Source organism: Polymorphospora sp. NPDC051019 (genome assembly GCF_040683055.1).
GTDB classification, from domain to species: domain Bacteria; phylum Actinomycetota; class Actinomycetes; order Mycobacteriales; family Micromonosporaceae; genus Polymorphospora; species Polymorphospora lycopeni.
Genome location: NZ_JBFBCH010000004.1, coordinates 26,584 through 39,198 on the forward strand (window position 1 = coordinate 26,584; position 12,615 = coordinate 39,198).

General features: G+C 69.1%; 16 protein-coding genes. 10 read left to right on the plus strand and 6 right to left on the minus strand.

The annotated features are described in order from the left end of the window. Positions 1-30: 30 nt before the first annotated feature. Positions 31-1,968: an Ig domain-containing protein gene (locus AB0M79_RS09285; RefSeq protein WP_364210036.1), complete on the minus strand. Its 1,938-nt coding sequence runs from the start codon at positions 1,966-1,968 to the stop codon at positions 31-33. 505 nt (positions 1,969-2,473) lie between these two features. On the opposite strand from AB0M79_RS09285, the gene AB0M79_RS09290 reads away from it, so the two are divergent. Together AB0M79_RS09290 and AB0M79_RS09295 are read left to right on the plus strand one after the other, a co-directional pair. Further along, positions 2,474-2,821 carry a hypothetical protein gene (locus tag AB0M79_RS09290; protein WP_364210039.1) on the plus strand — a complete coding sequence of 116 codons (348 nt, stop codon included), beginning with the start codon at positions 2,474-2,476 and terminating at the stop codon, positions 2,819-2,821. Positions 2,822-2,870: 49 nt separating this feature from the next. After that, positions 2,871-3,383, plus strand: a complete 513-nt coding sequence (locus AB0M79_RS09295) for a hypothetical protein (protein WP_364210042.1) — start codon at positions 2,871-2,873, stop codon at positions 3,381-3,383. A gap of 30 nt (positions 3,384-3,413) precedes the next feature. On the opposite strand, the gene AB0M79_RS09300 is transcribed toward AB0M79_RS09295, so the two are convergent. Together AB0M79_RS09300 and AB0M79_RS09305 are read right to left on the minus strand one after the other, a co-directional pair. Continuing rightward, positions 3,414-3,839: a hypothetical protein gene (locus AB0M79_RS09300; protein ID WP_364210045.1), complete on the minus strand. Its 426-nt coding sequence runs from the start codon at positions 3,837-3,839 to the stop codon at positions 3,414-3,416. Continuing rightward, complete coding sequence (locus AB0M79_RS09305) at positions 3,836-4,390, minus strand: hypothetical protein (RefSeq protein ID WP_364210048.1); 555 nt, start codon at positions 4,388-4,390, stop codon at positions 3,836-3,838. Before AB0M79_RS09305 ends, AB0M79_RS09300 begins: the two co-directional genes overlap by 4 nt. Positions 4,391-4,461: 71 nt before the next feature. On the opposite strand from AB0M79_RS09305, the gene AB0M79_RS09310 reads away from it, so the two are divergent. The 5 genes from AB0M79_RS09310 (at position 4,462) to AB0M79_RS09330 (ending at position 8,162) form a co-directional block, all read left to right on the plus strand. Beyond that, positions 4,462-5,376, plus strand: coding sequence for an aminoglycoside phosphotransferase family protein (locus AB0M79_RS09310; protein ID WP_364210050.1), 915 nt, complete (start codon positions 4,462-4,464; stop codon positions 5,374-5,376). 94 nt (positions 5,377-5,470) lie between these two features. Beyond that, on the plus strand, positions 5,471-6,073 hold the full coding sequence (locus AB0M79_RS09315; RefSeq protein WP_364210053.1) for a helix-turn-helix domain-containing protein: 603 nt from the start codon (positions 5,471-5,473) through the stop codon (positions 6,071-6,073). Between the two features lie 3 nt (positions 6,074-6,076). Continuing rightward, positions 6,077-6,448 carry a hypothetical protein gene (locus AB0M79_RS09320; protein ID WP_364210056.1) on the plus strand — a complete coding sequence of 124 codons (372 nt, stop codon included), beginning with the start codon at positions 6,077-6,079 and terminating at the stop codon, positions 6,446-6,448. Next, positions 6,445-7,368, plus strand: coding sequence for an ABC transporter ATP-binding protein (locus AB0M79_RS09325; RefSeq protein WP_364210059.1), 924 nt, complete (start codon positions 6,445-6,447; stop codon positions 7,366-7,368). Before AB0M79_RS09320 ends, AB0M79_RS09325 begins: the two co-directional genes overlap by 4 nt. After that, positions 7,365-8,162: an ABC transporter permease gene (locus tag AB0M79_RS09330; RefSeq protein WP_364210062.1), complete on the plus strand. Its 798-nt coding sequence runs from the start codon at positions 7,365-7,367 to the stop codon at positions 8,160-8,162. Before AB0M79_RS09325 ends, AB0M79_RS09330 begins: the two co-directional genes overlap by 4 nt. Positions 8,163-8,267: 105 nt before the next feature. Here AB0M79_RS09330 and AB0M79_RS09335 read toward each other — a convergent pair whose 3' ends face one another. Both AB0M79_RS09335 and AB0M79_RS09340 read right to left on the minus strand, forming a co-directional pair. Beyond that, positions 8,268-8,627, minus strand: a complete 360-nt coding sequence (locus AB0M79_RS09335) for a hypothetical protein (RefSeq protein ID WP_364210065.1) — start codon at positions 8,625-8,627, stop codon at positions 8,268-8,270. Positions 8,628-8,713: 86 nt separating this feature from the next. Next, the gene (locus AB0M79_RS09340) at positions 8,714-9,451 is read right to left on the minus strand and encodes a phosphotransferase (protein WP_364210068.1); all 738 of its coding nucleotides are present in this window, start codon (positions 9,449-9,451) and stop codon (positions 8,714-8,716) included. 240 nt (positions 9,452-9,691) lie between these two features. Here AB0M79_RS09340 and AB0M79_RS09345 point away from each other — a divergent pair, with 240 nt between their 5' ends. From AB0M79_RS09345 to AB0M79_RS09355, 3 genes are read left to right on the plus strand one after another with little or no spacing between them, the layout of a single operon-like run. Beyond that, a complete protein-coding gene (locus AB0M79_RS09345; RefSeq protein ID WP_364210071.1) occupies positions 9,692-10,072 on the plus strand; it encodes a YciI family protein in 381 nt (126 codons plus the stop codon). Continuing rightward, positions 10,069-10,464, plus strand: coding sequence for a YciI family protein (locus AB0M79_RS09350; protein ID WP_364210074.1), 396 nt, complete (start codon positions 10,069-10,071; stop codon positions 10,462-10,464). The genes AB0M79_RS09345 and AB0M79_RS09350 overlap by 4 nt, the downstream gene beginning before the upstream one ends. Continuing rightward, a complete protein-coding gene (locus tag AB0M79_RS09355) occupies positions 10,461-11,705 on the plus strand; it encodes a DUF6596 domain-containing protein (RefSeq protein ID WP_364210077.1) in 1,245 nt (414 codons plus the stop codon). The genes AB0M79_RS09350 and AB0M79_RS09355 overlap by 4 nt, the downstream gene beginning before the upstream one ends. 48 nt (positions 11,706-11,753) lie before the next feature. Here AB0M79_RS09355 and AB0M79_RS09360 read toward each other — a convergent pair whose 3' ends face one another. After that, complete coding sequence (locus AB0M79_RS09360; RefSeq protein ID WP_364210080.1) at positions 11,754-12,443, minus strand: alpha/beta hydrolase; 690 nt, start codon at positions 12,441-12,443, stop codon at positions 11,754-11,756. Positions 12,444-12,615 lie beyond the last annotated feature (172 nt).

A 12,615-nucleotide genomic window follows, 5' to 3' on the forward strand; every position in this document is an offset into this window, starting at 1 on the left:
GTACCCGGCCGGGACGGCGCCGCACCCCCGTCAGCCGAAGGCCTTCACCTCCAGCAGGCCCACCGAAAGGTTCGGCGCACTCTGCAGCGACACCCGCAACCGGGTGGTGTTAACCGCCGGGAACGTGACGGTGTTGTACTGGTCAGCGGCCACCGGGTATCCGCTGGCACCGGGCACGTCGACGTAGGAACTGCCGTTCCAGTACTGCAACCGCCACGACGCGGGCAGGTCGACTCCCTGGTTGTCGTCGAAGAAGTACACCTGGGCCTGGCGGAGCGTCTGCGCCGACGACCAGGTGAGTTCGGCCCACTGCTGACCCTGCTCCGGCCAGGTGCCCCAGCGGTTGCCCTGGTTGGGGGCGCCGCTGTTGGAGCTGGTCGGGTCACCACCGGTGTTGATGGCCGCGCAGCTCTCCCACGACGAGGTGAACGAGCACGAGGCGGTCGCCTGCGGGGCGAGGTTCCCGCCGCCACTACCGCCGCCACCGACGGTGAGCTGGAACGTACGGGTCACCGGGGTGCTGAGACTGTCGTAGTCGCGCAGCTCCACGGTGAACGAGTAGGTGCCGGCCGTGCTCGCGGTGCCGCTGATCGCGCCGGTGAAACGGTCGAGGCTCAGGCCGGCCGGCAGCGCGCCGCCGACGACCCGCCAGTCGTAGAAGGGCACACCACCCTTGGCCACCAGCGTCTGCTGATACGCCTGCCCGGTCGGGGCGTTGGGCAGGCTCGTGGTCACGATGGAGGGAGCGAGGAACGGCGTGAGGTTGCGGTTCAACGGCCACCCGGCGTTCTCGGCGATCAGCAGCGCCAGCTTGGTCAGCATCCACCGGCGGGTCGGGAAGAGGTGGGTCCAGCCGCCGCTCTGGCCGCTGAGCCGGTCCCAGTACGCGGAGCCGCCGGGGACGTGGTAGCTGCTGTCCAGCGGCACGGTCCGGCCCTGGTATGCGATGACCTCCTGGTCGTTGGCGCCACTGGTGTTGACGTAGTTGCGCATGCCGGCCCAGTCGCTGTGGAAGGCGACCGCGTGGCCGTACTCGTGCATCACCAGACCGTGGACGTCCAGCACCGAGCCCTGGATCTCGGTGCGATACCAGTCCTCGTCCGCCAGCGAGGTGAACAACTGCTTGCCGGCCTCGTCGTACTCGAAGATCATCGCGGTGGAACGGTGGATCGGACCGGGCAGCTGCTGCCCGTTACGGGTGTGGTAGCGGCCGTTGCGCGCCGGATAGCCGGTCGAGTACGGCGTCTGGATCCCCCGGAAATACACCCACATGCCGTTGTAGGCCGCGTTGTTGGTGACGTTGACCGTGTTCTGCCAGTCGTTTCCGGGCAGATGGTTGGGCTCCGCCCCGGACGCCACGGTGTCGAACGGCTGCAGGTCGAAGAACCGGAACCAGTCCTTCACCCCCTCCTCGGCGGCGGTCCGGAAAGCCGGGTTGTTGAAATAGCCGGTGATGTTGTCGTACCGGTAGTCGAAGACGATCGGGATGGTCGGCTCGAGCGCGGTCTTCTGGTCCTGCTGGACCCGGATCGGCATGGCCTGGGTGTACGTCGTGTTGTTTCCGGCCCGGACCGTCAGCCGCAGTGTGTAGAGCTCGTCCTGCCCCGGGCCACGTTTGGAGTGGATCGCCAGCTTGAAGGTCTTCTGCTCGGCGGAGTTGGCAAAGGTCAGCCGCTTCGTCGCTCCGGTCGCCGTGAGCTGACTCGGTAGATCCATCATCAACCGGGAGGTGCCCTCGGCCTTGAGATCGATCGTCACCGGAAACGGGACGTCCGTCGGTGGCCGCACGGTCAGTTCGATGTATGGGTTGGCCAGATAGCCCTCCCAGTCGACGAGTTTGACGCCGTAGTCGTTGACGATTCGGCCGAACCTGTCGACCACGGTGGCCGTACCGACGGCGTGGGCCGGCGTCGCGATCAGCAGGGAGGCGAGCAGAACCAGCACCGTGGGCATGATGGCGCGTCTCATGTCGAACCTCGGTTTCCTGATGTCGGTGAGCGCCACTGCTGCGCTGAAGCAGCGCCCGGGGACGAGAGAAAGTGCGACGGCGGGGCGGTGACCGCACCCGTCACGAAGCCGGTGGCATCTCTATCCACCGATACGCCTCGTGGAGTTGCCGAGATTCGCCCCGCGATCCGGCCAGTCGGATCACGGTTGAGGGTGCCAAGGCCGAAAGCCACCGGTACGGCCGTCGGCTGCTCGGATCGGGCTGCCGTCCGTCCACATCGGATGCCTAGCATGCGCGAGGTGGCGGAGGGGGCGAGGAAGATGGATCTCGGACGGCGTCACCATGGGCTCCCGGGTCGTCAGGTCACAAGGTGTTGTGCCTTGCTACGGGTGCCCGGAACCGTCGCGGGAGAACAGTAAAATATTAATCGACGTGCGTCAAGGTTGTGGAGGGTTGGCTCCCCAGCCCGAGCTTCGGGACCACGGCGGTGGCGGTGCGGCCCGGTACCCAGGGAAGATCAAGTACATGGGGCGCAGAACTGCCGACTGGACGTGGTCGAAGGTCGACACGATTCACCGAGGCGATGACACGACGGATGCCGTCGCGTGTGACGGCCAGATCCATTCCTACCGTTACCGCTTCTACGCGCCGTCGGACAGCCTCCACGAGCGCTGCGTAGGCTTGGCCTGGTGCTCGATGTGCCGCGAATGCTCCGGCGCCATGGTGTTCGTACCGCGCGGGGAAACCCTTCCGGACCCCCTTGCCGACCTGCCGGCCCCGGAACGTGAGCGGCTCACGCGAAGCGAGGTCAGGCTGCTCGACCACCTGGACCGCCTCGTCCGGCGGGGAACCTGGCCGACACGCCAACCATGACCAGGCAACGCCCCCGGTCGATCCCGATCTGCATCAGGAGCGTGGACTGTTGAGCGACGCCGACCTGAGCACCTGGGCGATCAAGCGGCTCGAGGCACATACGCGCGCATTGCGCAGCGGCGACCCTGCGTTGGAAGCGGTTCGGGTCGTCGCCCAGTCCAAGGTTTACCACTCCGCCGAGGACCGGGACACCCGCCTACGCTGGGCACTGCTTGCCCTGAACGCCAACCAGCGGCTGCATGACGACAGTCTGTGGGCGAAAGCCAGGATGCTGGGTCATGCCTTCATGCTGCGTACCTGGGTCATCGAGCACTTCGGCCCGGGCGCCGACCCGACGTGGGATCCGGAGACCCTGGCTACGGACACCCTCCTGGCGCTCGGCGTTGACCCTGCCGAGGTCCCAGCCGTCGACTGGCGCGGGCTTACCGTCGAGGAGATCGGACGGCTACGCCGGTACAAGAATCTGACCGCACACCTTGACCGGCTGATCAGCTATCTGCCACCAGGCGCGACCAAGGACGAACTCGCTGCGTGGATCCAGGTCCGGGGCCGTCTGCCGTGATCCGGGATCCCCGCAAGAGCCTCCGAGAGATCAGAACCCTCGAAATACCCCGTCCGGTCCCGCTGCTCGCTCGAAGTCGACGTAGTCCATGTTCGCGAGCGACAGGTTGTTCTGGATCGCCTGCACCTGGCGGGGCACCGTTCTGAACGGTCCGGCGTCGACTCCGGTGTTGAGATTGACAACGAGAAGAGCGTGTTCGGGCGCCGCCATGGCCACAAGATCGGCGACGAACAGGACCGGATGTCTGTACTCGCATGGGTAGGCCGGGAGGTACCGCGCCGCGATGGCTAACCCATCCAACCCCGCGAGCGTGCGGTCCTCGACGAATTCGACATCGCCGCCGAATCCTTCCTCCGTCGCGGCACCGATTTCCCTCACGATCCACTGCCAGGCACGATCGTGGTCGAAATCCGCGCGGACGACGGGAACACTCCACGTCTCCGGGAGACCGGTCATGGCCGCGGGCTGTCGAGTGGATCAGACAGGCTGGCCTGACGACGCGCACGAATTCGCCGCAGCAGCCTGGCCACGATCACGGGTGGCAGATGCAGCACGACAATGAGGACGATCGTCAGCGCGGCGATCTGGCCGATCGAGAGTCCTTGCAGCGCCAGCACCAATCCCGCGCATGCGCCGCTGAGCAGCGCGTTCAGTGCGACACGGCGCGCGGTCCCGCGCGTCGACATGTCCGCGTCGGGCTCGGCGGTACGCCGCCTCGGTGTCTTCACCATCGCCGCGATCGCGATCAGGACGGCGAACTGCAGCGCCCAGAAGGCAGCCGTCCCAACGCTGGCGTCACTGGTCACCGACGGCGCGGCGACGGTCATAACTGCGAACACGATGAAAGCCGGCGGCCAGGTGAAGACAAAGCCGGCCGCCGCTGCCAGTGCGACTCTTCTCGGCAGACTGGGCTGCGGCTGGACCTGTTGTCCGATGCGGGCGATCACCTCGTCGGAGGCCCACACCAGCTTCCGGGCCGAGCGCGGGTCGGGCGTCGGGCGCGACATGCGGGCAAGCCTAGAGCGCGCGATCCGCTGGCAGGTAAGCAGGCAGCGCCGCGAGACTACTGTTGCTGCGTATGACCCATGCCGAGATCGAGATCACCGCGGAGTTGGTCCGGGACCTGGTACGCGACCAGCACCCCGACCTCGCCGATCGCCCGGTCCGGCTGGGCGCGCGTGGGTGGGACAACCAACTGTGGCGGCTCGGCGACGACCTGGCCGTCCGGCTTCCCTGGGCGACCGGGTCCGCGGACGCGCTGCTGCGTAACGAGCACGCCTGGATGCCCACGCTGGCCCCGCGCCTTCCGCTGCCGGTCCCCGTCCCGCAGCGATTCGGCGAGCCTTCCGAACGCTTTCCTCGGCCATGGCTCGTCACGACCTGGGTTCCGGGCACGCCTGCCGACCGTGCCCCGGCCAGTCGGGCCGCAGAGGCGGCCAGAACTCTGGCCACTTTCCTGACGGCTCTTCATCAACCCGCGCCCAGTGGCGCGCCCGCGGGCCGCGACCGTGGGGGGCCGCTGGCCGACCGAGCCGAGGGATTCGCTGGAGGGTTGACAGCCGCCACCGAGCGAGGACTGATCACCGATCCAGATGCGGTCCGCGCCGTCTGGCACGACGCGGTGACCGCGCCGCAATGGACGGGCCCGGCGCTGTGGATCCATGCCGACCTGCACCCGGCCAACGTCCTCACCGCCGACGGCACGTTCTGCGGTGTGATCGACTTCGGCGACCTCTGCGCGGGCGACCCGGCATACGACCTCGCCGCCGCGTGGCTCCTGCTGCCGGATGAGGCCACCGAGCATTTCTACGCGGCCTACCAGCCGACCCCGGACGCCGCCACCATGCGCCGCGCCCGAGGTTGGGCGATGGCGCGCGCCCTCGGCGGCATCCTCATCGGCGACGCCGGCGTTCACGGCCGGCCAGGCGGCAAGCCCACCTGGGGCCCACCCGCCCACGCCGCCCTGCAACGCCTCATCGCCACGATCGGCTGACCGCGGCGGGTACGACCGGACCCGCGGTAACGATCTGTGTGCGGCAGCGACGTGCATTCTCGTTATCGAGAGTGATAACGTTGCTATCGTGGAGATGTCGAGAGAGCGTTGGGCCGAGCTGGCGCTACACCCGGTGCGGATCCGGATCCTGCGGGCGGTCGCGGGCGCCCGGCTGACCACGCATGACCTGGTTGAGCTGCTGCCCGATGTCCCGCAGGCCACCCTTTACCGGCACGTGGCGATGTTGGTCAAGACAGGGCTGCTCGACGTGGTCGAGGAACGCAAGATACGCGGCGCCGTCGAGCGGGTGTACGCGCTGCCCGAACACGGCGCGACGCTGGACGCCGCGGCCCTGGCCACGGCCACGCCGGAGGACCATGCGCGCTACTTCACGGCGTTCGTGTCGAGCCTGCTGTCGGAGTTCTCCCGCTACCTCGCCCGGGAGCGGATCGACTTCACCGCCGACGGGGTCGGATACCAGCAACTCGTGCTGCACCTGACGGATGCCGAGCTGGGCGAGTTCGCCGCCGGCTTCAACGCGCTGGTCGGGCCGTTGCTCGGCAATGGGCCCGGCAACGGGCGGACACCACGGCTGTTGGCGACCGTGCTGATGCCGGCCGACCGGCCAACGGCCACCGGCGACGACAAGCAGGTACCGGGGCCGGTGAACGACTCCGGTACGACGAAGGGGGAATGACTGATGGCATCCGTCACGATTGTCGGCGATGTGATCGACATCCGCTTCACCGGATGGGAGCGGCTGTGGATCGGGCGGGAGCGGCTTGCACTGCGTCTCACCGCGGTGCGGCACGCCACCCCGGTGGACAACCCCCTCCGTCTGGCCCGAGGCGCCCGGCGGGGGTACGTGGTGTCGGGCCTCACCAAGGTCGGCGTCTGGGGTTTGTTCGGTGGTCCCCGGCAGCTCGTGGCGGCCCGCCGAGGCGAGCCCGGGCTGCACCTGGTTCTGGACCGGGCCGCGGCGGGCGGTGAGTTCGACGAGATCGTGCTCTCCACCCCGGCCGCGCCGGTCCTGGCGGAGACGATCGGGCGTGCGCTGGCGGCCCGCGGATGACCGGCGACCGTCTGACGATCGAGGTGTCGCACCTGACGAAGCGCTACGGTGATGTCACCGCCGTGCGCGATCTGAGCTTCACCGTGGAGCCCGGCGTGGTCACCGGGTTTCTCGGCCCGAACGGCGCAGGCAAAACCACCACGATGCGCATGATGACCGGACTGGTGTCGCCTACCAGCGGCACCGCCACGATCGGCGGGCAGCGGTACGACCGGTTGGCCAGCCCGTCGCGCACGGTCGGCGCGGTGTTCGACACCAACGCGTTCCACCCCGGCCATTCCGCCCGCGACCACCTGCGCGTCTACGCCGCGATGGGCGGCTATCCGGACAGCCGGATCACCGAACTGCTGGACCTGCTCGGCCTCGCCGAGGCCGCCGACCGTCGTACCCGCGCGTTCTCCACCGGCATGCGGCAACGGCTCAACCTCGCCACGGCGCTGCTCGGCGACCCCCGCGTACTGCTGCTCGACGAACCCGGCAACGGCCTGGACCCCGAAGGCCTGTCGTGGCTACGCGGCCTACTGCGCCGGCTGGCCGACCAGGGCCGCACCGTCCTGATCTCCAGCCACGTGCTCAGCGAGATCCAGCAGCTCGTGGATGATGTGGTGGTGATCCGGCGCGGCGAACTCGTCGCCACCGGGCCGTGGTCCCGGCTCGCCGGCCCGCCAGCGGTACTGATCACCTCACCCGACGCCGACGTCCTCGCCGTCACCTTGGCGACCAGCCCGGCCAGCGGCGGCACCGCCCCGTCCGTCGAAGCCGTCGGGCCTGGCCGGCTGCGGGTGCGTGGGCTGGACGCGCCGAGCATCGCCGACCTCGCCGCCGCGCACCGCCTACGGGTCCACGAGTTGGTCACCGAGAACCCCAGCCTCGAACAACTCTTCCTCCACCTGACCACCGGCAAGGCGGCCACCCGATGAAGCTTCTGATCAAAGCGGAGTTTCGCCGGCTGCTGGCCACCCGGATGTGGGGCGGGCTGCTGCTCGCCGCCGCACTGCTCGGCGGCGGCCTGCTCGGCACCATGGCACTGGTCGGCCCGGAGAACTTCGACCCACCGATGCCCGGACTGGACACCGAGGCCGGCCTCCGCTCGATCCTCGGCATCCTCGGCTACACCGCATTCGTGCCGGCCGCCGCCGGCACCCTCGCGGTCACCTCCGAGTACCGGCACCGCACGGCCGCTGTCACCTTCATGTTCGCGCCGCGCCGAGGTCAGGTACTCGCCGCCAAACTGGCCGCCTACACGGTCGTCGGCCTCGCCTACGGGCTCATCCTCGCGGGTACGGGCGCATTGGCCCTGTTCACCGTCGCCACCGTTCGCGGCGTCTCACTCGGTCTGCCAGCCACCACCGTGTTGGCGCTACTCGCCCGCATCGCCCTCGCGATGGTGGTGTATCTCCTCATCGGCGTTGGCGTGGGCGCCCTTATCCGCAACCAGGTCGCGGCCCTGTGCGTCGTGATCGGCTATCTGTACCTGGGTGAGCCGGTGTTCATGATGATTCCCGGCGTCAACACGTTCTACCCGGTCCTGCCCGGCGGAGCCACCGCCGCGTTGACCGACTTCACCTACCTCGCCGACGCCATGTCCGAACAAGTCGGCAGTGACGTCGTCCAACTCCTCTCACCGGCCGCCGGCGCCCTCCTACTCACCGCGTACGCGCTGACCGCCTCGGCGATCGCCGTGATCGTCTCCATGCGCCGCGACATCACCTGACCGACGTGGCGGTACTGGCCCCGTACCGCGCAACGACCAGCACTCACACCGTGAGTCAACCCGTGACCCGGTCGGTGAGCCCGCCCGGCGGCATACGTCGGCGGCTCACCGATCTACGGTGGGAAGGTCCTCGCCGCTGATCACGAGGCATCTGAACATGTCGCCGAGGACAGCTCGTTGGTGTTCCGTGAGCGGGTTCACGAACACCGCAACACCAACATCCGCAACCCGCACCGCTTGCGCGATCTCGCGCGCTTTGCCGGGGCTGACCAGCGTCCGCCGCGAGAACGGCTCGGTCATCCTGGCCGCGCCGCCGTGCGAAACGCCCCGCCGCTGGACGTGCCGGCCCACGACCCGCCCACCATGTGCCGTCACCGAAGCCGCCAGCCGATCGAGCTTCGCACCGAACTCCCTGTCCTTCGCCGAGAACAGGCCCACGAGCAGCACATCGGCGCCCGCCAGCACACGCCCGGCCGGATGACGAGGCGCTGGGGGAGGTGACCCGCTCGATGCGGCAGAACGGCGCTCGTGGCCGTCGGGCTGGTGCGTCCTCACATTCGGGACCTCAGCACGTCGACCTCGCAGCCGGGCGAGGACGGGTCGAAGCCGTGCTCGACCAGCCAGCGGACCGCCACCAGGCTCCGCAACGACCACCATGCGCGGATCACGTCGAGATCGACGTCGGTGCCGTACCCGGCCACCACGTCGCCAAGGTGCTCCTCGTGCCCGAGCGTCAAGATGGCGAGGTCGTGCAGAGCATCGCCCTGCGCCGCCTCGGACCAGTCGATCACGCCGGTGATCTCGTCACCGTCGACGAACACGTGGGCGACCTGCAGGTCGCCGTGCATGAACACCGGCTTGTACGGCCGGAGCGCGGCCTCGGCAACCTCGCGGTTGCGGGTGACCAGGTCGGCGGGTAGGACACCGTTCGTGACGAGCCACTCGCATTCGCCGTCGAGGCGCGATGTGAGCTCGTCGAGGCTCCGACCGGGCCACGGTGGCAGCGGCGCGTCGTGCAGCATCCGTACGGCGGCACCCGCCGCGGCCCACGCCTTCGACGACGCGGCCGACGGCTCGCCGAGGCGGCCGAGTGCCTTCCCCGGGAGGGCGGCGAGCGCGAGCACGGGCGGCTTCCGCCACAGGATCTGCGGAGTCGGGATCGGTGCCAGCGCCATCGCCTCGACCTCGACGTCGGTGCGCGTCTGATCGGCGTCGATCTTCAGGAACACGTCACCGACACGCAGGGTCGCGCACCCGTGATGAGCGACGACGACCTCGACCTCTTCCACGTCGGCAGTTTCGCGGAAACGACCAGCGACGTCACCGGGTTATCGCGTGCGACCGCGTACCGGTCGAAGGGCGGAGGTCGATCCTTTCCTCGGTCACTACGCAGGGACTGTCTTGAGAAGAAATTTCCGGGATGGTGTCGTATCAAGGCGCAGCCGCTCGTGGAATTGGTGCGGCGGTCGGCCGGGCCGCAGGCGAGGAGTCGGGAAAGGCCCTCGTCCGGGGACCGAGAGGAGACGACCATGACGGAGTACATGATCACCTTCAACGATGAGTGGGTGCCCGAGCACACGGCGGAGGAGTTGCGCGAGAAGGCCACGGCCGTCCGGGCCGTGGTCGAGGAGATGCAGGTCGACGGTGTCCTGATCTTCACCAACGGCGGGCTTGACCGGTCCACCGCGGTCTGCAGTGTCGAGCCGGTCGACGGCAAGCCCGTCTTCACCGACGGCCCGTACGTCGAGACCAAGGAGCACCTCGGCGGCTTCGTCGTCGTGGACGTGCCCGACGACGCGGCGGCGCGATACTGGGCCGGCAGGCTCGCGACCGTGCTCGACTGGCCGCAGGAGGTGCACCGGTTCCGAGGTCCCGGGCAGACCCGGCGTAACGACTCCGGGGAGAGGTGAGCACGGTGCCCAGATACCTGCTGTCCGTCTACGGACCGGCCGAGCACACCGAGTTCGGCACCTACCCCTCGAAGGAGGCCATGCTGCAGGCGTTTGCCGACACCGGCGCCTTCAACGAGAGGCTCAAGAGAGACGGTCACCTCGTCTTCGCCGACGGCCTGGAGCCCGCGGAGACCGCCACCACCGTCGACGGCCAGGGCGCGAAGCCGACCTTCACCGACGGGCCCTACCTGGAGACGAAGGAGCACCTCGGCGGCTTCTGGGTCATCGAGGCGGCCGACCTCGACGTGGCCCTGGCGCTTGCCGCCGAAGGGTCGAAAGCGTGCCGCGGCACGGTCGAGGTGCGTCCCTTCCGAACCGGGGAATCCGTCCGAACGCTGCTGGAGCCGTGACCGGTCCCACCGTCGAGCAGGCGATCATCCGCGTCCACCACGAGGAGTGGGCGCGGCTGGTCGCCAGCCTCGCGCGCCGTTTCGGCGACCTCGACGTCGCCGAGGAAGCGACCGCCGAGGCATTCGTAGCGGCCGCGGAGCGGTGGCCGCACGAGGGCGTACCGCCCAATCCCGGCGGTTGGCTCGCCACCACCGCGACCCGCAAGGCGATCGATCAGCTCCGTCGCGAGTCGCAGCGCGACGCCAAGCACCAGGCGGCCCGGATCGTGTACGACGACACCCCTCCTGAGCCGACCGGCCCGGTCGAAGACGACCGGCTCAGGCTGGTCTTCACCTGCTGCCATCCCGCGCTCGCGATGGAGGCCCGGGTGGCGCTCACCCTGCGCCTGCTCGGCGGCCTCACCGTCTCCGAGATCGCCCGCGCCTTTCTGGTGCAGGAGACCGCGATGGCGCGACGGATCACCCGAGCCAAGGCAAAGATCAAGGCGGCACACATCCCGTACCGGGTGCCCTCGGCCGACGACATCCGCGAGCGGCTCGCCGGGGTGCTCGCCGTCGTCTACCTCGTCTTCAACGAGGGCTACCTCGCCAGCGAGGGGGACGACCCGACGCGCGTCGACCTCACCGACGAGGCGATCCGCCTCGGCCGCCTGCTCCGAGCTCTCCTTCCGGACAACGGCGAGGTGGCCGGCCTGCTCGCCCTGATGCTCCTCACCGACGCCCGGCGGCTGGCGCGTGTGTCCCGCACCGGCGAGCTGGTGACCCTCGACGAGCAGGACCGCGGCGCATGGAACCGCACCCTCATCGCCGAAGGCAACGCCCTGGTCCGCGAGCGGATCGAGGCGGTGGCGGCCGGCGGTGACCCACCCGGGCGCTACCAGCTGCAGGCCGCCATCAACGCGGTCCACACGAATGCCCCGACCGCCCGAGACACCGACTGGTCCGCCATCGTCGCCCTCTACGGCCGCATGGTGCTGCTCGACCCCTCGCCGATCGTGCGGCTCAACCGGGCGGTCGCGGTCGCCGAGGTCGACGGCCCCGGCGTGGGGCTCGCCGAGATCGACCGGCTCGCCGAAGTCCTCGACGGCTACCATGCCTTCCACGCCGCGCGCGCCGACCTGCTGCGGCGACTCGGACGCGGCGGCGAGTCGCGGGCGGCGTACGACCGGGCCATCGGTCTCGCCGGCAACCCTGCGGAGCGGGCCTACCTCACCCGCCGCCGCGACCAGCTCGTCGGCTGACCGACACGTGGAGCCAGCCCGTCGCCGGTAATAGCGGATGGGCGCCGATCACTCGGTGAGGAATGCGATCAGGGCCCTGAGGTACTCGTCCGGAGCAGTCTGGTGAACCAGATGGCCGGCCGCGATCGTCGTCAGCCGGGCGTCGGCCAAGCGATCGGCGAGTTCGGCGAGGTGCTCCTGGGGGATTGGGCTCGCTGTTCCTCCCCCGATGAGCAGGGCGGGTGCCGTGATCCGGGCGACGATGTCGGCCCACCCCGGATCTGGATCGTCGATCTCGGGTCGGATCTGCTCCACCATGTGCCAGTCGAAGGGCAGATCCCCTGCGGGACGGTCGGGAAGCCCCGGCGGTCGAGGGTGCGGGTAACCGATGTCCTCAAGCACGAGTCTGCGGACGTGTGCCTGCCGTTCAGCGGCGACCCCGCAAGCCACCAGACCGCCGAGGGAATGGCCGACCAGGTCCACCGCGCCGATGTGCAGCCGGTCCAGGATGCCGATGACGTCTTGCGTGAACAATCTCAGGCTGTACGTGCCGGGCCAGCCGCTGGCACCGTGGCCGCGCAGGTCGACGGCGTACACCGTCCGCTGAGCACAAAGGCCCGAGGCGATCACGTCCCAGTCGCAGGCGGTCTTTCCGGTGGCATGGAGCAGTACGGTGGGCGTCTTGTTCTTGTCGGCGGCTTGCCATACTCGCAGGGAGAAGTGCAGCTCCCCGACTGCGATGTCCATCAGCTCAGGCACACCCTGAGCCTCGCCAACCGTCGCCTCCGAATTCAAGACATTCCGCCGTGGGCAGACGCCGCACGTCATCCGGGCAGATGCGGCTACCGAAGCCGGCTTTAAACAGGTGGACCTGCACGCTTCGCGGCTGCCGTCAGGGCTGCGATGCCGGATGATCCCCTGAGTGGCCGCT

What these genes read in the sequence shown, in the direction of transcription:
- AB0M79_RS09310 (WP_364210050.1), top strand. Translation starts at nt 4,462, where the DNA reads ATGACCCATGCCGAGATCGAGATCACCGCGGAGTTGGTCCGGGACCTG.
- AB0M79_RS09320 (WP_364210056.1), top strand. Translation starts at nt 6,077, where the DNA reads ATGGCATCCGTCACGATTGTCGGCGATGTGATCGACATCCGCTTCACC.
- AB0M79_RS09305 (WP_364210048.1), bottom strand. Translation starts at nt 4,390, where the DNA reads ATGTCGCGCCCGACGCCCGACCCGCGCTCGGCCCGGAAGCTGGTGTGG.
- AB0M79_RS09285 (WP_364210036.1), bottom strand. Translation starts at nt 1,968, where the DNA reads ATGAGACGCGCCATCATGCCCACGGTGCTGGTTCTGCTCGCCTCCCTG.
- AB0M79_RS09330 (WP_364210062.1), top strand. Translation starts at nt 7,365, where the DNA reads ATGAAGCTTCTGATCAAAGCGGAGTTTCGCCGGCTGCTGGCCACCCGG.
- AB0M79_RS09345 (WP_364210071.1), top strand. Translation starts at nt 9,692, where the DNA reads ATGACGGAGTACATGATCACCTTCAACGATGAGTGGGTGCCCGAGCAC.
- AB0M79_RS09315 (WP_364210053.1), top strand. Translation starts at nt 5,471, where the DNA reads ATGTCGAGAGAGCGTTGGGCCGAGCTGGCGCTACACCCGGTGCGGATC.
- AB0M79_RS09325 (WP_364210059.1), top strand. Translation starts at nt 6,445, where the DNA reads ATGACCGGCGACCGTCTGACGATCGAGGTGTCGCACCTGACGAAGCGC.
- AB0M79_RS09300 (WP_364210045.1), bottom strand. Translation starts at nt 3,839, where the DNA reads ATGACCGGTCTCCCGGAGACGTGGAGTGTTCCCGTCGTCCGCGCGGAT.
- AB0M79_RS09290 (WP_364210039.1), top strand. Translation starts at nt 2,474, where the DNA reads ATGGGGCGCAGAACTGCCGACTGGACGTGGTCGAAGGTCGACACGATT.